Below are 19,644 nucleotides of genomic sequence, written 5' to 3' on the forward strand. Positions count from 1 at the left end.
CACGCTGACAAACAACGGGGGTAAGGGGGTCGTGTGCCTAAAAACAGCCGCGACTCCATCCAGTAGCTCACACTGGACGCAAGACCGCGCTCAATGTCCGCCACCAGGTTCGGTCAACGCCACATCGGCCTACTGATGAAATATCCGGGTTAGAAAGAAAAAACCCGGCCAGCGGGCCGGGTTCGATGGCAGCGAAAGACGGCTTACGCGTATTCCGCGAGCGCCTTCTTCATCTTCTTCATGGCCGCGACCTCGATCTGGCGAATGCGTTCGGCGCTCACGCCGTAAACCGCAGCCAGGTCATGAAGCGTCATGCCGCCCGAGCCGTCGTCGTTCACCTTGAGCCAGCGCTCTTCGACGATGCGGCGGCTGCGGTCATCCAGGGATGCCAGCGCGGTTGAGATGCCGTCCGTCGACAGCCGATCACGCTGCCGCGATTCGATCTGCGCGGTCGGCTCCTGGCTCGCGTCGGCCAGGTAAGCGATGGGGCCGAAGCCCTCATCACCATCGTCGGATGGACTGGGGTCCAACAGCACATCGCCGCCGGAGAGGCGCGTTTCCATCTCCAGGACTTCTTCAGGTTTCACGTTGAGGCGGGTCGCCATCTGCGTGACTTCGTCCGCGCTCAGGGTGTCACGGTGCGTATGGCCATCCAGGGCGGCCGCGTCGGCCTTGAAACCTTGCTTCATCGAGCGCAGATTGAAGAAAAGCTTGCGCTGGGCCTTGGTCGTCGCGACCTTGACCATGCGCCAGTTCTTCAGGATGTATTCGTGGATCTCAGCCTTGATCCAGTGCATGGCATAGCTGACCAGCCGCACGCCTTGGTCGGGGTCGAAGCGCTTCACGGCCTTCATCAGGCCGACATTGCCTTCCTGGATCAGGTCGCCGTGCGGCAGACCATAGCCCAGGTATTGGCGGGAAATCGAAATAACGAGCCGCAGGTGCGACAGGATCAACGCACTGGCAGCTTCCAGGTCGTTATGGTCGCGCAATTTGCGCGCAAAACCCTGCTCTTCCTCGAGCGTCAACAAAGGCAGCCGGTTGGCTGCCGAGATATAGGCGTCCAGGTTACCCAGCGACGGCACCATCGACCAGGGATTGGCGACGGCGAGCTGGTTGGCAGAGGCTCCAGACAATGATGTCATTCGGGAAACTCCTTTGTTGGTGACCATATTAGCACTCGATTAGAGGGAGTGCTAAGGTCAGGGTTCCCACCTACTTTCAATGAGGCTGATAGCTTGAACCCGTCGAAAAGCTGGCCAAGCTGTTCCGGCGGCGGGCTTACCAGCGGATACCGAGGCGCAGAAATAGCCTCGAAAGTACGAAAAGCGGGCCGACCCAGAGATATTGGATATCTTCGAAAAATGAGGGTTTCTTGCCTTCGATCCTGTGGCCGATGAACTGGAAAGCCCATGCGACAACAAAGATAGCGGCGGAAACGGGCAATACAAGGTCGCCCATGGCGTGGATGGCTGCCAAGAGGATCGCCGTCCCGCCGATCATGGTGACCAGAAAGGCCGGCGAACGCAGGGTGGCGTAGTAGACGAGGCTGGCCGCCACGAAGGCGTAGGCCACCCAGGGATGCAACGCGAAGAGCAAGCCAACGATGCTCAGCATGATCGCCGGAATGGCCACCATGTGAATGGCTTCGTTTGTCGGGTTGCGATGGCTCTCGCCATAGTACGCGAGCAGGCGATCGACCTTGCGATCGGCGCCCGTCAGCGGTGTTGCCGCGGTATTCATGGTGTCTCCTCGTTCTTCTGTCGGGGCATGATGCCAGACTGAGCTTCCGGCCACCAATGGGCCGGCCGCGACCCGCGCCTATCCGAGCAGGGCCTGGGCGAACTCCCGGGCGTCGAAGGTTTCCAGATCTTCCAGCTTTTCGCCGACCCCGATGAAATAGACCGGGATAGGCCGTTCGCGAGCGATCGCGCACAGGACGCCGCCCTTTGCAGTGCCATCGAGTTTGGTAACGACCAGACCCGTCAAGCCGAGCGCCTCATCGAATGCCCTGACCTGGGCCAGTGCGTTCTGCCCGGTATTGCCGTCGATCACGAGGAGCACCTCGTGCGGCGCGGTCGTATCGGCGCGAGCGACGACCCGCTTGATCTTCTTCAGCTCGTCCATCAAGTGAATCTGCGTCGGCAGCCGGCCGGCCGTGTCGACCAGGACCACGTCCTTGCCGCGCGCCTTGCCCGCGTTGACCGCGTCGAAGCTCACCGCGGCGGGGTCGCCGCCCTCCTGGCTGACGATTTCGACAGTGTTCCGGTCCGCCCAGACCAGCAACTGCTCCCGCGCTGCCGCCCTAAAAGTATCGGCCGCAGCCAGCAGCACAGACGCGCCCTCGTTGGCCAGGTGCTTGGTCAGCTTGCCGATGGACGTGGTTTTCCCTGCTCCGTTCACGCCGGCAACCATGATCACCGTCGGCGTGTATTGGCCGATCACCAATGGTTTTTCGAGCGGGCGCAGCAGGTCGGCGATCGCATCCGCCAGCAGGGCCTTCACTTGCCCGGCGTCGGTCGCCATGTTGCTCTTTACGCGGCGACGTAGATCGTCCAGTAAGTGCTCAGTGGCTTTGACGCCGGTATCGGCCATCAGCAGCGCTTCTTCCAACTCCTCATAGAGCGCGTCGTCGATCTGGGCGTTGACGAAGGTGGCGGCGATACTGTTGCCGGTCTTGCGCAGGCCGCTCTTGAGCTTGTTGAGCCAACCGCTGCGTTCGGCTGCTGGCGGCTCGGCGGCCGGAACTACGACTTCGGCTGCCGGCGGGGGCAGGGGCACCAACACTGGTGCTGGCACCGGTGTCGGTGACTTCTCCAGCGGTTCCTCGAACTTCGCAGGTACAGGCTCCGGTTCGGGCGGAACGACCGGCGCGGGCGAGGCGATACGGCCCCCGAACCAGGTGGATGGCGAAAAGACCGACTTTGCGGGTGCCGCAGGCTCCGCCGAGGGTTCAACCGGCGAAACTTCGGGCTCGGGCGCCGGGGCTGGCGCCTCGGCGGGCGGTTTTTTCTTGAAGAAACTGAACATTGAGTCGTTTTTACAATCCGAGCCATTCTATGAAACACCCCTCGCCACGCCGCGCAGCGTTTGGTGCGGTGCTGGCCTCGGTGCTGATGGCGCCTTGGATCTTGCCCGCGTCCGCGCAGTCCTCCCCCCCACCCCATTCAGACTCATCGCCTTCGGCCGCCGCATCGGCCGAGCCACAGAAGTTCACGCTCGCCAACGGCATGACATTGATCGTCAAGCCTGATCGCCGCGCCCCTACCGCCGTCCAGATGCTCTGGGTTCGTGTCGGCTCAATGGATGAGGTCGACGGCACTTCAGGCGTTGCTCACGTTCTGGAGCACATGATGTTCAAGGGCACCAAGGACCTGAAGCCGGGTGAGTTTTCCCGGCGGGTCGCGGCACTCGGCGGACGCGAAAACGCCTTCACGACCCGCGACTACACCGGCTTCTACCAGCAGATCCCGGTTGAAAAGCTCGAACAGGTCATGAAGCTGGAGTCTGACCGATTTGCCAACATGCAATGGCCGGACGACGAATTCAAGCGCGAGATCGAGGTCGTCAAGGAGGAGCGCCGCATGCGCACCGACGACCAGCCGCGCGCCTTGCTCGGCGAACAACAAAACGCCGCTGTCTTCACCGCGTCGCCGTACCACCGCCCGGTGGTCGGATGGATGAGCGACCTCGATGCCATGACGCCTGCGGACGCTCGCGCCTTCTTCAAGCAGTGGTACACGCCCGAGAACGCGGTGATCGTCGTGGTGGGTGATGTCGACGTGGCGCAGGTGCGCGCCATGGCCGAGAAATACTATGGCTCGATCCCGGCGCGCGCGCTGCCGGTGCGCAAGCCTCGCACCGAACCCGCCCAGCGCGGCGTTCGCCGTATCGAATTCAAGGCACCGGCCGAGCAGGCCTATGTGTCGCTCGCGTTCCGTGTGCCGCAGATCGACCCCGCCGACAAGTTCGCGGGCGACATCGATCCTTACGCGCTCGTGGTGCTGTCGGCGGTGCTCGACGGCTACCAGGGTGCTCGGCTGGACCGCGCGTTGACGCAAGGTCCCGATCGCGTGGCGGACCAGGCGGGGGCCTATTCCGGTTTCGTCGGCCGCGGTCCGCAGTTGTTCGTGCTCGAAGGTGTCCCGGCGGCAGGCAAGACCGCCCAGGCTGTCGAGACCGCGCTGCGCGCAGAAGTCGCGCGGATTGCTCGCGACGGCATTGGCGAGGCCGAACTGGCCCGCGTGAAGACTCAGTGGGTGGCCAGCGAGACCTACAAGCTCGACTCCGTCATGGCGCAAGCGCGTGAACTCGGCAGCAACTGGGTGCAGGGCCTTCCGCTGGATGCAAGCGCCCGGATCATCGAACGCCTGCAGGGCGTCACGGCCGCGCAGGTGCAGGCAGTGGCGGCGAAGTATTTCGGCGATGACCAGATGACGACCGCCGTCCTGCGGCCCTTGCCGCCCGAGAAAAACGGCCGCCCGCGCGGCTTTGCAGCGCCGACGGGCGATCTGCGCTGAAAGAGGGCTGCATTCCCATGTTCAAGATTCCAAAGATGGCCCTCCGCGCTGTCCTCGCCGGCACTGCCGTACTTCTTGGCGCGAACGCCTTCGCCGCCATACCGATCCAGCACTGGACCTTGCCGAACGGCGCCAAGATCTATCTCGCCGCAACCAGCGCGTTGCCGATCGTCGATGTCCAGGCGGACTTCGACGCCGGCGCCCGTCGCGACCCGCCCGCGCAAGCCGGTCTTGCCAGCGTGACCGCGATGATGGTCGAAAAGGGTATGCGCGCGAGCGGAAGCGATCCGGCGATGGACCAGAACGCCCTCGGCGAAGCCTGGGCCGATCTGGGCGCGAATTTCGACGTGAGCGCCGGTTCCGAACGCACCAGTTTCACGCTGAGAACATTGTCCGAGCCTGCGCTGCTCGACAAGGCGGTTCGGCTCGCGGCGCGCCAGATCGGCGAGCCGGCCTTTCCGGAGGATGTCTGGAAGCGCGAGCGGGAGAGGCTCAACGCGGCCATCAAGGAAGCCAACACGAAGCCGGCGACCATCACGGAGCGGGCCTTTTCCCAGGCGGTCTACGGCACGCATCCATATGGCCTCGACGTGACCGAGGCGACCCTGGCGCAGATCGACGTCGCCGCCATGCGCCGCCGATACGAGCAACTCATCGTCCCTTGCCGCGCCAAGATCAGCATCGTCGGCGCGGTGACACGTCCGCAAGCGGAAAGCATCGCGACGACGTTGCTGTCCCGTTTGCCGGCCTCGTCTTCATGCGCCGAACTCCCTGCCGTGCCCGAGGTGATGCCGCTCACCGCGGCCAAGGAAGAGCGGTTGCCGTTCGACTCGGCGCAGGCGCACGTGCTCATCGGCCAGCCTGGCTACCGGCGCGCCGACCCGGACCACTTCGCGCTCAACCTCGGCAACTACATCCTCGGCGGGGGCGGGTTCGTGTCGCGCCTGACCGAGCAGGTGCGCGAAAAGCGCGGACTGACCTACAGCATCTACAGCGGCTTCTCTCCGGGGCTGCATGCGGGCGCCTTCCGCATCGGTTTCCAGACGCGGCCCGACCAGGCCGAGGAGGCGGTGAAGGTCTCGCGCGAGGTACTGGCGAAATTCGTTGCCGACGGACCGACCGAAGCCGAGCTGAAAGCCGCGAAGGACAACCTTATCGGCGGTTTTCCGCTGCTGCTCGACAGCAATCGCAAGCTGCTCGGCAATGTCGCGAACATCGCGTGGAACGACTTGCCGCTGGATTACCTCGACACGTGGACGGCCCGGATGAACGCCGTCACGGTGGCCGACATCAAGGCCGCGTTCGCGCGCAAGCTCCAGCCGGACCGCATGGTGACTGTGATTGTGGGCGCCCAGCCCTGACAAACGCCGGGGTTCGGCGCGGTGCCGTTAAGCTTTGCGTGTGAAGCCAACTTCCCGAACCCCTCTCCCCGCCGCGGCCAAGACGGCCGCTTCTGCCAAGCTGGCCAAGGCGCCGCATTTCGTCCGGATCATCGGCGGTGAATGGAAGCGCACTCGCCTGGCCGTCGCCGACAAACCCGGCTTGCGTCCCACGCCCGATCGAGTCCGCGAGACACTCTTCAATTGGCTCGCGAGCCTCGCGGGCGCTGGCGGCGGCGAGTTGCCAGGGTGGAAATGCATCGATGCCTTCGCCGGGACCGGTGCGCTGGGCCTCGAAGCTGCTTCGCGCGGCGCGAACGCGGTGCTGCTGTGCGAACAGGATCCGGCACTCGTTGCGCAGTTGCAGACGCTGAAGACCAAGCTCACCGCCGATGCCGTGCGCGTCGAGCGGGGTAACGGCGTCACTGCCCTGGAGCGTGCCCCCGCCGGGAGTCTGCACGCAGTGTTCCTCGACCCGCCATTCGAAAACACAGCCCTGTACGTGCCCGCGCTGCGCGCAGCCGAGCGCGCGTTGCGACCCGGCGGCGTGATTTATCTCGAAGCTGCGCAACGGTGGGACGTTGACGAACTCGCTGTGCTGGGATTGACGATCTATCGCCATCTGAAGGCCGGTGCAGTACACGCGCACCTTCTTCAACGCACGGCGGACGCGGCTGCATAATCCGCCGAACCAGGCCGCGAGCGGCTGCATCAGGAGGAAGCAACCATGACCAGCAACGTGATCGCGGTATATCCCGGCACTTTCGACCCCATGACGCTCGGCCACGAAGACGTGGTCCGGCGCGCGACCCAGTTGTTCTCCCGTGTCATCGTCGCCGTCGCTGCAGGTCATCACAAGAAGGCACTCTTCACGCTGCAGGAGCGCATCGACATGGCGCGCGAGGCCGTGAAGCCATTCAGCGACCAGGTCACTGTCGAAAGCTTCTCGGGCCTCCTACGCGACTTCGTCGTCGCGCGCGGCGGCAAAGCCATGGTGCGTGGGCTGCGCGCCGTGACGGACTTCGACTACGAGTTCCAACTCGCCGGCATGAATCGCTCGCTCATGCCCGAAGTCGAAACCGTGTTTCTCACACCCAGCGACAAGTACCAGTTCATCTCCAGCACGTTCGTACGAGAGATTGCGATGTTGGGCGGCGAAGTCGACAAGTTCGTGTCGCCCAAAGTGCAGGAAAGCCTGATGGCTAAAGTGCGCAGCCTCGGCCGCGAATGACCGAGTCGGTGCCGCTTCGCCTGCACTCCCTCGGCGAGGCGGCCCTGGTGTGTGAGTTGCCCGCGCCGGCGACCTTGACGCAGCAGCAGCGGATCTGGGCGCTCGCGGCCGAAGCCATGCAGTGGCGCGGCGTTCGCGAGGTGCTCCCTGGGATGAACAACCTGAGCCTGCTCTTCGATCCCGATCAGATCGACAGCGCCGAGCTCGAGATGCAGGTGCTTTCCGCGTGGCCGCAGTTGAATGCGTCGTCGATCGAGGGGCGTCGCATCGAGATTCCGGTCAACTACGGCGGCGAGTTCGGCCCCGACTTGGCGGAGGTGGCCCTGCACACCGGTCTCACGCCGTCCGAAGTCGTCCGGCGGCACAGCGAGGGAGATTACGTGGTGTACCTGCTCGGCTTCCTGCCGGGCTTTGCCTTCATGGGCGGACTCGCGCCCGAGCTTGCCACGCCGCGCAGGTCCGCGCCTCGGCTGGAAGTGCCTGCAGGGGCAGTCGGTATCGGCGGCGAGCAGACGGGGATCTATCCGATGGCGTCGCCCGGAGGGTGGCAGTTGATCGGAAGAACCTCGCTGAAGCTGTTCGATCCGAGTGCCGCCGAGCCCACCCTGTTAAGGCCTGGTGACCATGTGCGCTTCGCCGTGGAAAGCGTGGAGGCATGATGGCTGTCGGCGTCACCGTATTGCGCCCCGGCATGATGGCTTCGGTGCAGGACCTGGGCCGGCACGGCCATCGGCAGTTGGGCGTCTGTCCGGGTGGCGCGCTCGATCCGTTGGCGCTCGTGCTGGCGAATCGTCTCGCGGGCAATCCCGACGGCGCGGCCGGGCTCGAACTCACGATGGGAGGATGCGAGTTGCGTTTCGATGCGGCGACGCGCATCGCGATCACTGGCGATGACTTCGACGCGCGTCTGGACGGCGCGCCCCTCTGGCCCGGTTGGAGCGTGCCCGTGCGCGCCGGCCAGACACTCAAGTTTGGGCGCGCCAATCGCTCAAGCCGGAAAATGGGCCTACGGACCTGGCTGGCGGTTGCAGGTGGTATCGACGTGCCGGTGATCCTCGGTTCGCGAAGTACAGACCTGAAGGCCGGGTTCGGCGGCCATGAAGGTCGGCTCCTGAAAGCAGGCGACAGCTTGATGTCGGGCCTGTCAGCCCTGAGTGCCGGTCAGCTGTCGAGGCGGCCATTCGGCGTGCGCATGCCCCAATGGCACGTCAATGTGGACGACGGCGCGATTGTCTTGCGCGCCATGCCCGGTCCTGAGTACGAGCAGTTCACAGCGGCTTCACGCGAACTGCTGTGGCGCGAGCCCTGGCGCATCACGCCGCGGAGCAACCGCATGGGCAACCGGCTGGAAGGATCGGAGCTCAAGCGCAAGCGCGGACTCGACATCCTGTCGTCGGGCGTGATTCCCGGAACGATCCAGGTGCCGCCTTCGGGGCAGCCCATCGTGCTGATGGGCGACGCGCAAACGACGGGCGGCTATCCGCGCATCGGCGTGATCATTCAGGCGGATCTGTGGAAGCTGGCGCAGGCGCCGCTCGACGGTCGTCTTCGATTCCGGCAGGTCGATGCCGCGGAGGCGCTTGCCGCCTTGCATGAACAGCAGCGCTATCTCGCGCACCTCGCGCAAGGCCTTGCTTCCATGGATTGGATCGCACCGGCGCGGAAGTCCGTTTCGGCGGAGCCTCAAGCCGATTGAACGCGCTGCGGCGCGGACTCAGCTGGCGGTGCTCGTGTTCAGGTTTTCCAGCCAGCGGCGGAGTGCGGTGTTGACGAACTCCGGCTTCTCCATCGTGAGCATGTGGCCGCACTGCGGGACCCATGCGAGTTCGGCGTGGGGCATCAGCGCGGCAATTTCGCGCGAACACTCGGGAGGCGTGAGGCGGTCGCCGTCGCCGCACATCACCAGCGTGGGGCATCGCAGCCGGGCCAGATGCGGTCGCTGGTCGGGACGCTCCATCAGCGCACGGTTCTGGCGGATCAGCTGCGTGGTGCCGGCGTCGAGGATCAGGTCGACGTAGCGCCGGACGAGTGCCGCATCGCCGGCCTGGACGGGGTGGAAGGCGAAGCCGGCGTTGAGTTCGATCACGTCGCGCGCCTCGCCGTGCTCGAACAGTTCGATCGCCGATTTGCGGAGTTCGTACATGTCGGGCGTCTCCGGTCGCGCATTGGTGCCGAGCAGCGCCAGCCCTGCGATGCGCTCGGGCGCCTGGCGTGCTGCCTCCATGGCGATCATTCCGCCCATCGACGCGCCGCATAGGATCAGAGAACCGGTTTGCTCCGACAACAAGGCAGTGGCCATGGTCTCAATGCGGTCATGACGCATGTGCACGTCGCTCACGCGAACGCCGAGCGACGAGGGCAGGGCGGGGATCTGGGCTTCCCAGAGGCGCTCGTCGCAGGCGAGGCCGGGCAACAGGACAAGACTTGGCATGGGCGAATTCTCCGCCATCGCGCACGGACACCTCGCCGTCACCCGCTGCGAGGACAATACGCGTCAGCCTATGCCCACTACCGAACTCATTCTGATCCGCCACGGTGAAACCGACTGGAACCGCGAACTCCGTTTCCAGGGCCACGTCGACGTTCCTCTCAACGACATGGGCCATGAGCAGGCGCGCCGGCTCGGCCTTCGCATGGCGGACGAACAGGTCGATCATCTCGTCAGCAGCGACCTGATGCGCGCACAGCAGACAGCCGCGCCCGCTGCGCAGCAACTGGCGCTGGAAATCGTCACCACCGTTGCGTTGCGCGAGCAGAACTTCGGCATCGTCGAAGGCATGCGCGCTGACGAGATACAGAATCTGCATCCGCGCGCATGGGAGGACTGGCTGCAGTTCCGCGAAGACCACGCGATGCCCGAAGGCGAATCGCCGCGACAGTTCCACGCCCGGATCATCGAGGCGCTCGGACACATCGCCACTGTCCATGCGGGGCAGCGCGTGCTGGTCGTGACGCACGGCGGCGTGCTCGACATGGTCTGGCGCACCGCCCGCGGGCTCGGCCTGAACGGGCCGCGCCAAAGCGAGATTCCCAATGCGGGCTTCAACCGGATTCGCATTGCCGACGCCTCGGCACCGGAAGTCATCGAGATCGTCGATTGGGCCGACACCCGCCATCTCGCAGACCTGCCGGAGCAGCCCACCTATGACCAGCGGCGTCACCTGAAGAGCCTCAAGAAGTAAAGCTGCCTCCGGAATCGCAAGATTCGTCAAGCACGCCGCAACGAAGATCAAGAGCGCACACGATGGCGCCCTCATCATCGCCATCTGTGCAACCAACCGACTGCTTGCCATGGACTACGCAACTGCCAGCGACCTCGCCGCCGATCTGCGAGCGGGGCGCATCTCTTCGGTCGAACTGCTGAATGGGTCGATCGCTCGTATCGAGACCTTCGACACTCGGATCAACGCCGTCATCGCGCGCGACTTCGATCGAGCGCGGACGGCGGCGGTCGCGGCCGATGCGGCGTTGGCACGCGGCGAGCGCCTCCCGCTGCTGGGGGTCCCCGTCACGGTCAAGGAGGCGTTCAATGTGGCGGGATTGCCGACGACCTGGGGCATACCCGGCACGGAAAAGGTACCGGTCGCCGAAGACGCCGTCCTGGTCCGTCGCCTGAAGGCCGCAGGTGCAGTGGTGATCGGCAAGACCAACGTCGCGATGCATCTCGCCGACTGGCAGAGCTCGAATCCTCTTTTCGGCACGACGAACAACCCCTGGGATGTGAACCGAACACCCGGCGGTTCGTCCGGCGGAGGCGCGGCTGCGCTGGCCGCAGGCTACGTGTCGCTGGAATTCGGTTCGGACCTCGGCGGCTCGCTGCGTGTACCGGCGCACTGCTGCGGTGTCTTCGCGCACAAGCCGTCGCACGGTCTCGTTCCGATGCGTGGCTGCGCCCCGCCGGGTACGCCCGTGCTGTCCGTGGGCGGCAACATCGACCTCGCCGTGGTGGGCCCCATGGCGCGGAGCGCGGCCGACCTGATGCTGGCGCTCGACGTCGTTGCAGGGCCGGACGACGCCGATGCGCTCGCCTATCGCCTTGCGCTGCCGCCCGCGCGGCAGACGGCACTCGAGGGGTTTCGCGTCCTGCTGCTCGACGAGCATCCGATGGTGCCCACATCGAACGCCGTGTGCGCGGCACTGCGGCGCATGGGCGACAACCTGGCGCGCATCGGCTGCCGGGTCGAGCGGGCGAGCCCTTTGCTGCCGGACCTTGAACACGTCGCATCGCTCTGGGGGCAGTTGATGTGGGCGTTGATCAGCGCCGACATTCCGGGCGACTCGGGTGGCATCAGCCATCGCGACTGGATCCACGCGGATCGTGCGCGCATGGGGATCGCACACCAGTGGCGGGATTTCTTCCGGCAGTGGGATGTCATCCTGTGCCCCGTCATGCCGACGCCCGCCTTCTTGCACGATCACGGCGACATCGAGACGCGGCGGCGTGGCGTCGACGATCGGGAGATTCCCTACAAGGACCAATCGGCCTGGTCCAGCATCGCGACGCTCACCGGGCTGCCGTCAACCGCGATGCCGATCGGACTCAGTGAGGAAGGCCTGCCGATCGGCATGCAGATCATCGGTCCGCGCCTCGAAGACCGCACGACGATCGCTTTCGCCCAGGCCATGGAGCGCGAATTCGGCGGCTTTGTGGCGCCGCCCGGCTTCGGCGCCTGATTTCCCCATAATGGGCGCCTTGCAGGAGACGCATCCATGGCCCGAATGTCCGCGCAAGCGATCGAGCAGTACCAGTCCGAGGGCTGGGTCATACCGCAATTCCGCCTCTCACCTGAGCGCGTCGCGATGATGCGCGATGCGCTGGATGCGTTGATCCGCGACAACCCGGGCGTGCGTCCTGAAAAGCTGGTTTCCGCGCATATCGAGGGCGACAACGGCGAGGGCGTGCGTGGCAGCCGTCATTTCCTCGATCTGGCCATGGACCCGGAGATCGTCGAGCTTGTGTCCGGGGTGATCGGTGACGACGTGATCCTCTGGGGCTGCCATGTTTTCTGCAAGCCGCCGGCCGAGGGCTATGAAACGCCGTGGCACCAGGACGGTCACTATTGGCCGATCCGCCCGCTCGCCAACTGCACCGTCTGGGTTGCTCTCGAGGAATCGACGACCGAGAACGGCTGCCTGCGCGTGATCCCGCAGTCCCACCGCGCCCAGGTTCTGCACGAGCATCTGCACGAGGACCGTTCCGACCTGACCCTCAACCAGCGCATGGCTGCCGGTAGTTTCGACGAAGCGAATGCAGTCGACCTTGAACTGCAGCCGGGGCAGATGTCGTTGCACGACGTCTTCATGATCCACGGTGCAACGGCCAACACCTCGGCAAAGCGGCGTACTGGGGTGGCGCTGCGGTACATGCCGTCGACCTCGGTTTTCGAGCGCAATCTGCGACCAGCGGACGGGAAGACCGGGGTTGCCGTCAACTTCGCCGAGCGGCCGCTGTGGCTGCTCAAAGGGGTGGATCGAAGCGGCCACAACGATTTGGAAGTCGGGCATCGCCGTCGGTAGCGCTATCTTCGCGCCTAGAATGTGCCGATGAGCAAAGACGGCACCCCCGCTCGACGCACCCGCCGGGGCAGCGGCGCCGTCACGCTGCACGACGTCGCGAAGCTTGCCGGCGTGGCGCCCATCACGGCTTCGCGCGCATTGAGTTCGCCATCGCAGGTGTCGGCCGAGGCGCTGAAAAAGGTCACCGACGCTGTCCGCCGGACTGGCTACGTGCGCAACGTGCTCGCCGGGGGGCTCGCTTCGACGCGCAGCCGCCTCGTCGCTGCTGTCGTTCCGACCATGTCGGGCCCAGTCTTCCTGCAGACGGTTCAGTCCCTGACCGAAGCACTCGCCGAGCGCGGCTACCAGTTGATGCTGGGGCAGAGCGGCTACGTGGACTCGCGCGAGGATGCGTTGCTCGAAGCCATCATCGGCCGCCGACCCGATGGCATCGTGCTCACCGGCATCATGCACTCGCCCGAGGGTCGGAAGCGCCTCCTGGCCGCCGGCATTCCGGTGGTCGAGACCTGGGATCTCACACCCACGCCGCTGGACATGCTCGTCGGCTTTTCCCATGCCGAAGTCGGTCGCGCGGTGGTCGACTTCCTTCGCAACAAGGGCCGTGGCCGCCTGGCCGTGGTGGCGGGCGATGACGAGCGCTCTCAGCGGCGCCACGAGGCGTTCCGGAATGCGGCGCGCGCGTCGGGCTTGCGCGAAGTGCCCGTCATTCGGGTGCCTGCGCCGACCACGCTGAAGAGTGGGCGGGCAGCGCTGTCGGAATTGCTCCGCGAATCCCCGGATATCGATGCGGTGTTCTGCAGTTCCGACCTTCTGGCGCTGGGCGTGATGATCGAGGCGCAGGCACAGGGCATTTCGGTGCCGGCTCAATTGGCAGTCGTCGGTTTCGGCGATCTCGAATTCGCGGCCGACCTGCAACCCGCCTTGACGACTGTGCGAATCGACGGCGCGGCCATTGGCCGCCAAGCCGCGCAGTTCATCGTCGACCGGGCGGAAGGGCGCCAGGTCGATGAGCGCGTGATCGACATCGGCTTCTCGATCGTCGACCGAGATAGCACCTGACCTCGTACAAACCCTGAGTTGGAACGCTTTCCGAATGCCTGAGGTAGCGCTATCATCCTAAAAGATAGCGCTACCATTTGAAAGAGACAAAGCATCATGAAGAAGTTACTGATCCCCCTCGCGATCGGCCTGGCCGCCGCTGTTGGTGCACACGCGCAGGACTGGCCCCAAAAGCCGGTGACACTCGTCGTGCCCTTCCCTCCAGGCGGTTCCACCGACATGGTCGCGCGCGCGATCTCGCCGAAACTGGCCGACAAGCTGGGCCAGACCTTCCTGGTCGACAACAAGGCCGGCGCCACCGGCACCATCGGCGCGACCCTGGTCAAGCGATCGGCACCGGACGGTTCCACCTTCCTCGTCACCTCGCTCGGTCCGCTGGTGATCGCACCGCACCTCATCAAGGGCATGCAATACGACGCCTTCAAGGACTTCGACCTGATCACGGTCGCGGTGCAGGCGCCAAACGTGCTGGTCGTGCCCGCCAGTTCGCCTCACAAGACAGTCGCCGACGTGATCGCGTACCTGAAGGCGAACCCCGGCAAGATGACTTTTGCGTCTTCAGGCAACGGATCGAGCGATCACCTGACGGCTGCGCTTTTCTGGCAGCAGACCGGAACGAGCGGTCTCCACGTGCCTTACAAGGGCGGCGCGCCGGCGATCACCGACCTGCTCGGCGGCCAGGTGGACGCGTCGTTCCAGAACGTCAACGCGGTGTTCCAGAACATCAAGGCCGGCAAGCTCAAGGCGCTCGCCGTGACCGGCGAAAAGCGTTCGCCCGTGCTTCCCGATGTGCCCACCACCGCCGAGGTCGGGGTGAAGAACGTCGAGGTCTATTCGTGGCAAGCCATCGTCGCGCCCAAGGGCTTGCCGCCCGCCGTGCGCGACAAGGCGCACGCTGCCATGGTCGCCGCGCTCAACGATCCGGTCGTCAAGACGCAGTTCACGGCGATTGGGCTGGAGGTTGTCGGCAACACGCCCGCACAGTTCGCGGCCTTTCAGCAGCAGGAATCAGCACGCTGGAAGAACGTGATCGAGACCGGCAAGATCACCGCCGATTGACGCGCAATTCCAATTCGAGACCATCCGATGTCCAATTCCACACCCATCATCACCGCCTTGCGCGTGATCCCCGTTGCCGGTCGCGACAGCATGCTCTTGAACCTGAGCGGCGCCCACGGCCCTTTCTTTACGCGCAACCTGCTGATCCTCACCGACAGCGCGGGCCGCACGGGCATAGGTGAAGTGCCCGGCGGCGAGAAGATCCGCCAGACACTCGAAGACGCACGCGATCTCGTTGTCGGACAGTCCATCGGTGGCTGCCAGCGCGTGATGCAGCAGGTCCAGCAGAAGTTCGCGGACCGTGATGCGGGCGGGCGCGGCTTGCAGACCTTCGACTTGCGCACCACCATCCACGCGGTGACGGCCGTTGAATCCGCGATGCTCGACTTGCTGGGCCAGTATCTGGACGTGCCCGTCGCCGCGCTGCTCGGCGAGGGCCAGCAGCGCGATGCAGTGGAGATGCTGGGCTACCTCTTCTTCGTCGGCGATCGCGACAAGTCCGATCTGCCGTACGCGCGCGAGCCGCAGGCCGACAACGAATGGTTCCGCCTCCGTCACGAGAAGGCGATGACACCCGAAGCGGTCGTGCGGCTGGCCGAGGCTGCTCGCGAGCGCTACGGCTTCAACGACTTCAAGCTCAAGGGCGGTGTGCTGCGCGGAGAAGAAGAGATCGAAGCCGTCGTCGCGCTGCACGAGCGCTTTCCGCAGGCGCGCGTCACGCTCGATCCGAACGGCGGCTGGCTGCTGAAGGACGCCATCCGCCTGATGCGCGACATGCGCGGCGTCGTCGCCTATGCGGAAGATCCTTGCGGCGCGGAGGAAGGCTTCTCGGGCCGCGAGGTGATGGCCGAGTTCCGCCGAGCCACCGGCCTGCCGACAGCGACCAACATGATCGCGACCGACTGGCGCCAAATGAGTCACGCGCTCGCGCTCCAGTCGGTGGACATTCCGCTGGCCGATCCGCATTTCTGGACCATGGCCGGCTCGGTGCGCGTCGCGCAGACCTGCCGCGATTGGGGTCTGACCTGGGGCTCCCACTCGAATAACCATTTCGATGTCTCGCTCGCGATGTTCACCCACGTCGGCGCCGCCGCGCCCGGGCGCGTGACCGCGATCGACACGCACTGGATCTGGCAGGATGGCCAGCGACTGACGAAGGAGCCGTTGCGCATCGAGGGCGGCCTGGTGCAAGTGCCGAAGAAGCCCGGGCTGGGCATCGAACTGGACATGGCCGAGGTCGAAAAGGCCCACCAGCTTTACAAGCAGCACGGCCTCGGATCGCGCGATGATGCGATCGCGATGCAGAGTCTGATCCCCGGCTGGACCTTCGACCCGAAGCGCCCTGCCTTCGACCGCTGAACCAAGGAGTCCGAATGAGAGAAAACCGCCTGCGGGCACTCTGGAAATCGGGAGGCGCCGCAGTCAACGGCTGGCTCGCGATTCCCAACGGCTTTTCGGCCGAAACGATGGCCCACCAGGGCTGGGATTCGCTGACCATCGACCTGCAGCATGGGGTGGTCGACTACCGGTCGATGATTCCGATGCTGCAAGCCATCTCGACCACGGACGCCGTACCGGTGGTTCGCGTACCGTGGCTTGATCCCGGCGCGTTGATGAAAGCGCTCGATGCCGGTGCCTACGGTGTCATCTGCCCGATGATCAACACGCCCGAGGAGGCCGCACGGCTGGTCGCCTACACGCACTACGCGCCGCGCGGCACACGCAGCTTCGGGCCGGTGCGGGCATTGCTGTACGGCGGCGCGGACTACCCGCAACATGCCAACGACACCATCGTCACCTTCGCAATGATCGAGACCGCGCAGGCGCTCGAGAACCTCGACGCGATCATGTCGGTCGAGGGGCTGGACGCGGTGTACATCGGCCCGTCGGACCTTTCGCTCGCGCTGGGCTGCAGGCCGGTCTTCGACGACGTGGACCCGCCGGTCGCGCAGGCCATCGACCACATCCTCGAACGCGCCAAGGCGCACGGTCTCGTGGCCGGCATTCACAACGGTACGCCCGAGGGCGCGCTGGCGCGCATTGCCAAGGGCTTCCAGTTCGTCACCGTGAGTTCGGATGCACGGCTCATGGCCGCCGGCTCGCAGCAGGTGCTCGCGAAGATGCGCGCCACGCAGCCCGCGAACGGCACCTCGGTCTCAACCTCCTACTGAAAGGACTTCGATCATGAAAATCGGATTCATCGGACTCGGCATCATGGGCGCGCCGATGGCGCAGAACCTGCTGCAGGCCGGCCACGAAATGTTCGTGCGCACGCGTCGCCAGGTGCCCGAAGCGCTGAAGACGGCCACCGCTTGCGCGACCAACGCCGACGTCGCTCGCGCGGCCGATGTCGTGATCCTGATGCTGCCGGACACGCCGGACGTCGAACTGGTTCTGTTCGGCGAAGACGGCGTCGCCTCCGGCCTCACCAAGGGCAAGCTCGTGATCGACATGAGTTCGATCGCGCCGATGGAGACCAAGCGCTTCGCGAGAAAGATCAACGAGCTCGGCTGCGACTATCTCGACGCGCCTGTCTCAGGCGGCGAAGTCGGTGCAAAGGCGGCGAGCCTGACGATCATGGTGGGCGGCGAAGAGGCCGTATTCGAGCGCGCCAAGCCGCTCTTCGAAGCGATGGGCAAGAACATCACGCTGGTCGGCGGCAACGGCGACGGCCAGACCACCAAGGTGGCGAACCAGATCATCGTCGCGCTCAACATCGCGGCCGTCGGCGAGGCCCTGCTGTTCGCCAGCAAGGCAGGCGCCGATCCGGCGAAGGTCCGTCAGGCGCTGATGGGCGGGTTCGCGGCCAGCCGCATCCTTGAAGTGCACGGCGAGCGGATGATCAAGCGCACCTTCAACCCCGGCTTCCGCATCGCACTGCACCAGAAGGATTTGAATCTGGCGCTGGCCGGTGCGAAAGAGATGGACGTGGCGCTGCCGCAGACGGCCTCGGCTGCACAACTGATGCAGTCATGCGCCGCCCACGGTTGGGATCAACTCGATCACTCTGCGCTGGTGAAGGCGCTGGAGCAAATGGCGGCGCACGAAGTCGCGAAGGGCTGATTCACACTGGCAAGCCAAGCCGCGCGTAGATCGCCGCGGCCTGCCGGCGAAGCCGCGCCGACTCCGGCTGGCCATTGAGTTGTTGCTGGAGGATGCCCTGCGCACCGGCCAGCGTCGTTTCGGTTCCGTTCCGGATCAGGGCATCGAGATAGACCTGCTCGAACAGATCGCGTTGTGCGTGGCTGCCGCCGATCTCGACGAGCCGCGGTAACGCGAGCCCCAGCCCTTCGATGGCAGCCGCGGCATCGCCGCGTGCATGTGCGAGCAATCCGCGCGCAGCCGGCACGCAGACGCGCTGCCACGCATCGCGTGTCGACGGTGGCGCGTGCGGTGCGAAGTCTTCGATGCGATTCAGCAGCGTGTCGGCCTCCGGTCGGCCAGCGCGTGCGAGGCCGTAGAGATATTGCAGGTCGAGGAATGGCAACACATGGTCGTCGAGCCGCTTGGCGAGATAAGCGGCGACGTCCTGCCAACGATCACCCACATCGATGCCCGCCAACTCGAATCGCGCGAGCAGTGAAACCGCGCCGATCTGGTCCTGCGAGTACTCCTTGACGACACCCCACACGTGGCGGTCGTAGGTCTTCAGCGCTTCCGCGTCGCGCCCGAGGTCGATCTGGAACAGGGCCACGTGCCACCAGTTGTGCGTCACCATGAAGGAATTGAGTCCGACCCATGTGTCGCTGACGCTCTGCATGAAATCCAGGCCTTCGCCGAGGCGCCCTTCGGTAAGCATCACATGGCCCAGCGCGTGGTGAGCCCATGGTTCCTTGCGTTCCATGGCGATCGCACGGCGAGCGCTGGACTCGGCCTCGCGCATCAGGTGGCATTGTTCGTAGCCGAAGGCCGCCATGCCGTGCAGATAGGGCACGTCGGCAGCCTCAGGCAACGCGGCCAGCGCAAGGCGCAGCATGCCGGGGCAGTCGCCGGTGTTGAAGCAGTGGTACTGCCCGAGCTTGAGGGATGCCAGGTCGCGCGGATGCTCCCTGGCCTGCTCCTGATGCAATGCGATGGCCCGGGCGATGTCACCGTCGGCCCATGCCGCGACAGCGGCGATGAAGCGTTGCTCGCGCGACGTGGCGTGCGCCGCAGCGGCCTGTGCGCGTTCGACAAAAGGACGTGCGTTTGCCGCGGCATCGCCCGATTCGGCGAACAGGTGCAGGGCTGCGCAATACGCCTGCACGATGGCGCTGGGATCATCCGCGGCGGCGAGCACGTCGACGGCCCGTGCCTCGCACGAGATGAATCCTTCGACAAAGTCGTTGATCGCGCGCAAGGCGGCAGGATCGGCGACGCTGACCGGGTTGCCGAGGCTGTCGGAGAGGCGCGACGCTGAACGCAAGGCGATTCCTGTAGGCGTGATCGAAGAATCTCATGTTGCCACGCCCCGAGCGCCTGCGTTCAAACCCCGGCCTGCTGGTGGCGGTATTCCTGGGTTTTTCCGCCGTATCCGTAGGCTGCTGCGCGGGCATCGATCAGGTGCACGTAGGAGACTTCGTGAAGATTGCCTCGAAGCATTGCCATTGCGGCGTGGATTTCGCGGACATAGCGCGCCTTCTCCGCCTTGGTGTTGGTTTCGTCGGTAATGCTGATGTCGAGGTGGAATGCCGACTTGCCCAGTTCCGCGAGCGACTGACCTCCGATGAACCAGGCGTCGGCGGCGATGTATTGCACGGTGATGGCGATCACCGGCAGCTTCTTGTCGAGGACCGTCTGTGTGAGTTCGGCGACCTTGTCGACCACGCGCCGCGTCAGTTGTTGATCGGGCTCGCCTGAGAGATGAATGACGATGTGAGGCATGGTGGGCGTCCTTGGC

General features: G+C 65.2%; 20 protein-coding genes. 14 read left to right on the top strand and 6 right to left on the bottom strand.

Annotated features, from left to right (window positions below):
- Positions 1 to 203: 203 nt before the first annotated feature.
- The 3 genes from rpoH to ftsY form a co-directional block, all read right to left on the bottom strand.
- Positions 204 to 1,145 (bottom strand): RNA polymerase sigma factor RpoH, encoded by a 942-nt coding sequence (gene rpoH / locus AC1DHL_RS24485; RefSeq protein ID WP_478097922.1) that lies wholly within the window; start codon positions 1,143 to 1,145, stop codon positions 204 to 206.
- Positions 1,146 to 1,281: 136 nt separating this feature from the next.
- Positions 1,282 to 1,743 carry an Mpo1 family 2-hydroxy fatty acid dioxygenase gene (locus AC1DHL_RS24490; protein ID WP_478097924.1) on the bottom strand — a complete coding sequence of 154 codons (462 nt, stop codon included), beginning with the start codon at positions 1,741 to 1,743 and terminating at the stop codon, positions 1,282 to 1,284.
- A gap of 78 nt (positions 1,744 to 1,821) precedes the next feature.
- Positions 1,822 to 3,030: a signal recognition particle-docking protein FtsY gene (gene ftsY / locus AC1DHL_RS24495; protein ID WP_478163669.1), complete on the bottom strand. Its 1,209-nt coding sequence runs from the start codon at positions 3,028 to 3,030 to the stop codon at positions 1,822 to 1,824.
- A 29-nt stretch (positions 3,031 to 3,059) separates the two neighbouring features.
- On the opposite strand from ftsY, the gene AC1DHL_RS24500 reads away from it, so the two are divergent.
- From AC1DHL_RS24500 to AC1DHL_RS24525, 6 genes are all read left to right on the top strand, one after another.
- On the top strand, positions 3,060 to 4,520 hold the full coding sequence (locus AC1DHL_RS24500; protein ID WP_478097928.1) for a M16 family metallopeptidase: 1,461 nt from the start codon (positions 3,060 to 3,062) through the stop codon (positions 4,518 to 4,520).
- Between the two features lie 35 nt (positions 4,521 to 4,555).
- Positions 4,556 to 5,881 (top strand): M16 family metallopeptidase, encoded by a 1,326-nt coding sequence (locus AC1DHL_RS24505; protein WP_478163670.1) that lies wholly within the window; start codon positions 4,556 to 4,558, stop codon positions 5,879 to 5,881.
- Positions 5,882 to 5,981: 100 nt separating this feature from the next.
- Positions 5,982 to 6,581 (top strand): RsmD family RNA methyltransferase, encoded by a 600-nt coding sequence (locus AC1DHL_RS24510; protein ID WP_478098145.1) that lies wholly within the window; start codon positions 5,982 to 5,984, stop codon positions 6,579 to 6,581.
- A gap of 45 nt (positions 6,582 to 6,626) precedes the next feature.
- Entirely contained in the window at positions 6,627 to 7,130 is a 504-nt protein-coding gene (coaD, locus tag AC1DHL_RS24515) for a pantetheine-phosphate adenylyltransferase (RefSeq protein ID WP_478097931.1), read from the top strand.
- Positions 7,127 to 7,789, top strand: a complete 663-nt coding sequence (gene pxpB, locus AC1DHL_RS24520) for a 5-oxoprolinase subunit PxpB (protein WP_478097932.1) — start codon at positions 7,127 to 7,129, stop codon at positions 7,787 to 7,789. The genes coaD and pxpB overlap by 4 nt, the downstream gene beginning before the upstream one ends.
- Positions 7,786 to 8,826 carry a 5-oxoprolinase subunit C family protein gene (locus AC1DHL_RS24525; protein WP_478163671.1) on the top strand — a complete coding sequence of 347 codons (1,041 nt, stop codon included), beginning with the start codon at positions 7,786 to 7,788 and terminating at the stop codon, positions 8,824 to 8,826. Before pxpB ends, AC1DHL_RS24525 begins: the two co-directional genes overlap by 4 nt.
- Before the next feature lie 18 nt (positions 8,827 to 8,844).
- Here AC1DHL_RS24525 and AC1DHL_RS24530 read toward each other — a convergent pair whose 3' ends face one another.
- Positions 8,845 to 9,561, bottom strand: a complete 717-nt coding sequence (locus tag AC1DHL_RS24530) for an alpha/beta fold hydrolase (RefSeq protein WP_478097935.1) — start codon at positions 9,559 to 9,561, stop codon at positions 8,845 to 8,847.
- A gap of 70 nt (positions 9,562 to 9,631) precedes the next feature.
- On the opposite strand from AC1DHL_RS24530, the gene AC1DHL_RS24535 reads away from it, so the two are divergent.
- From AC1DHL_RS24535 to glxR, 8 genes are all read left to right on the top strand, one after another.
- Entirely contained in the window at positions 9,632 to 10,312 is a 681-nt protein-coding gene (locus AC1DHL_RS24535; RefSeq protein WP_478098147.1) for a histidine phosphatase family protein, read from the top strand.
- Between the two features lie 109 nt (positions 10,313 to 10,421).
- Complete coding sequence (locus AC1DHL_RS24540; RefSeq protein ID WP_478163672.1) at positions 10,422 to 11,804, top strand: amidase family protein; 1,383 nt, start codon at positions 10,422 to 10,424, stop codon at positions 11,802 to 11,804.
- Between the two features lie 36 nt (positions 11,805 to 11,840).
- Complete coding sequence (locus AC1DHL_RS24545; protein ID WP_478163673.1) at positions 11,841 to 12,647, top strand: phytanoyl-CoA dioxygenase family protein; 807 nt, start codon at positions 11,841 to 11,843, stop codon at positions 12,645 to 12,647.
- A gap of 27 nt (positions 12,648 to 12,674) precedes the next feature.
- Positions 12,675 to 13,706 carry a LacI family DNA-binding transcriptional regulator gene (locus AC1DHL_RS24550; protein ID WP_478163674.1) on the top strand — a complete coding sequence of 344 codons (1,032 nt, stop codon included), beginning with the start codon at positions 12,675 to 12,677 and terminating at the stop codon, positions 13,704 to 13,706.
- A gap of 96 nt (positions 13,707 to 13,802) precedes the next feature.
- Positions 13,803 to 14,765 carry a Bug family tripartite tricarboxylate transporter substrate binding protein gene (locus AC1DHL_RS24555; RefSeq protein ID WP_478163675.1) on the top strand — a complete coding sequence of 321 codons (963 nt, stop codon included), beginning with the start codon at positions 13,803 to 13,805 and terminating at the stop codon, positions 14,763 to 14,765.
- Between the two features lie 27 nt (positions 14,766 to 14,792).
- Positions 14,793 to 16,124 carry a glucarate dehydratase gene (gene gudD, locus AC1DHL_RS24560; protein ID WP_478163676.1) on the top strand — a complete coding sequence of 444 codons (1,332 nt, stop codon included), beginning with the start codon at positions 14,793 to 14,795 and terminating at the stop codon, positions 16,122 to 16,124.
- Positions 16,125 to 16,138: 14 nt separating this feature from the next.
- Positions 16,139 to 16,936 (top strand): HpcH/HpaI aldolase family protein, encoded by a 798-nt coding sequence (locus AC1DHL_RS24565; RefSeq protein WP_478163677.1) that lies wholly within the window; start codon positions 16,139 to 16,141, stop codon positions 16,934 to 16,936.
- A gap of 13 nt (positions 16,937 to 16,949) precedes the next feature.
- On the top strand, positions 16,950 to 17,828 hold the full coding sequence (gene glxR / locus AC1DHL_RS24570; RefSeq protein WP_478097947.1) for a 2-hydroxy-3-oxopropionate reductase: 879 nt from the start codon (positions 16,950 to 16,952) through the stop codon (positions 17,826 to 17,828).
- Between the two features lies 1 nt (position 17,829).
- Here the strand turns inward: glxR and AC1DHL_RS24575 are convergent, their stop codons facing one another.
- Together AC1DHL_RS24575 and AC1DHL_RS24580 are read right to left on the bottom strand one after the other, a co-directional pair.
- Positions 17,830 to 19,170: a tetratricopeptide repeat protein gene (locus tag AC1DHL_RS24575; RefSeq protein ID WP_478163678.1), complete on the bottom strand. Its 1,341-nt coding sequence runs from the start codon at positions 19,168 to 19,170 to the stop codon at positions 17,830 to 17,832.
- A 59-nt stretch (positions 19,171 to 19,229) separates the two neighbouring features.
- Complete coding sequence (locus tag AC1DHL_RS24580) at positions 19,230 to 19,628, bottom strand: tautomerase family protein (protein ID WP_478097948.1); 399 nt, start codon at positions 19,626 to 19,628, stop codon at positions 19,230 to 19,232.
- Between the last annotated feature and the right edge of the window lie 16 nt (positions 19,629 to 19,644).

This window comes from Variovorax sp. 10L426 (genome assembly GCF_056395305.1).

Bases quoted from the DNA above. Each gene is read 5' to 3' on its own strand.
- AC1DHL_RS24500 (WP_478097928.1), top strand. From the start codon at position 3,060: ATGAAACACCCCTCGCCACGCCGCGCAGCGTTTGGTGCGGTGCTGGCC.
- AC1DHL_RS24555 (WP_478163675.1), top strand. From the start codon at position 13,803: ATGAAGAAGTTACTGATCCCCCTCGCGATCGGCCTGGCCGCCGCTGTT.
- coaD (WP_478097931.1), top strand. From the start codon at position 6,627: ATGACCAGCAACGTGATCGCGGTATATCCCGGCACTTTCGACCCCATG.
- AC1DHL_RS24565 (WP_478163677.1), top strand. From the start codon at position 16,139: ATGAGAGAAAACCGCCTGCGGGCACTCTGGAAATCGGGAGGCGCCGCA.
- gudD (WP_478163676.1), top strand. From the start codon at position 14,793: ATGTCCAATTCCACACCCATCATCACCGCCTTGCGCGTGATCCCCGTT.
- AC1DHL_RS24580 (WP_478097948.1), bottom strand. From the start codon at position 19,628: ATGCCTCACATCGTCATTCATCTCTCAGGCGAGCCCGATCAACAACTG.
- AC1DHL_RS24530 (WP_478097935.1), bottom strand. From the start codon at position 9,561: ATGCCAAGTCTTGTCCTGTTGCCCGGCCTCGCCTGCGACGAGCGCCTC.
- rpoH (WP_478097922.1), bottom strand. From the start codon at position 1,145: ATGACATCATTGTCTGGAGCCTCTGCCAACCAGCTCGCCGTCGCCAAT.
- AC1DHL_RS24545 (WP_478163673.1), top strand. From the start codon at position 11,841: ATGGCCCGAATGTCCGCGCAAGCGATCGAGCAGTACCAGTCCGAGGGC.
- AC1DHL_RS24490 (WP_478097924.1), bottom strand. From the start codon at position 1,743: ATGAATACCGCGGCAACACCGCTGACGGGCGCCGATCGCAAGGTCGAT.
- AC1DHL_RS24525 (WP_478163671.1), top strand. From the start codon at position 7,786: ATGATGGCTGTCGGCGTCACCGTATTGCGCCCCGGCATGATGGCTTCG.
- glxR (WP_478097947.1), top strand. From the start codon at position 16,950: ATGAAAATCGGATTCATCGGACTCGGCATCATGGGCGCGCCGATGGCG.
- AC1DHL_RS24550 (WP_478163674.1), top strand. From the start codon at position 12,675: ATGAGCAAAGACGGCACCCCCGCTCGACGCACCCGCCGGGGCAGCGGC.
- pxpB (WP_478097932.1), top strand. From the start codon at position 7,127: ATGACCGAGTCGGTGCCGCTTCGCCTGCACTCCCTCGGCGAGGCGGCC.
- AC1DHL_RS24540 (WP_478163672.1), top strand. From the start codon at position 10,422: ATGGACTACGCAACTGCCAGCGACCTCGCCGCCGATCTGCGAGCGGGG.
- ftsY (WP_478163669.1), bottom strand. From the start codon at position 3,030: ATGTTCAGTTTCTTCAAGAAAAAACCGCCCGCCGAGGCGCCAGCCCCG.
- AC1DHL_RS24505 (WP_478163670.1), top strand. From the start codon at position 4,556: ATGGCCCTCCGCGCTGTCCTCGCCGGCACTGCCGTACTTCTTGGCGCG.
- AC1DHL_RS24535 (WP_478098147.1), top strand. From the start codon at position 9,632: ATGCCCACTACCGAACTCATTCTGATCCGCCACGGTGAAACCGACTGG.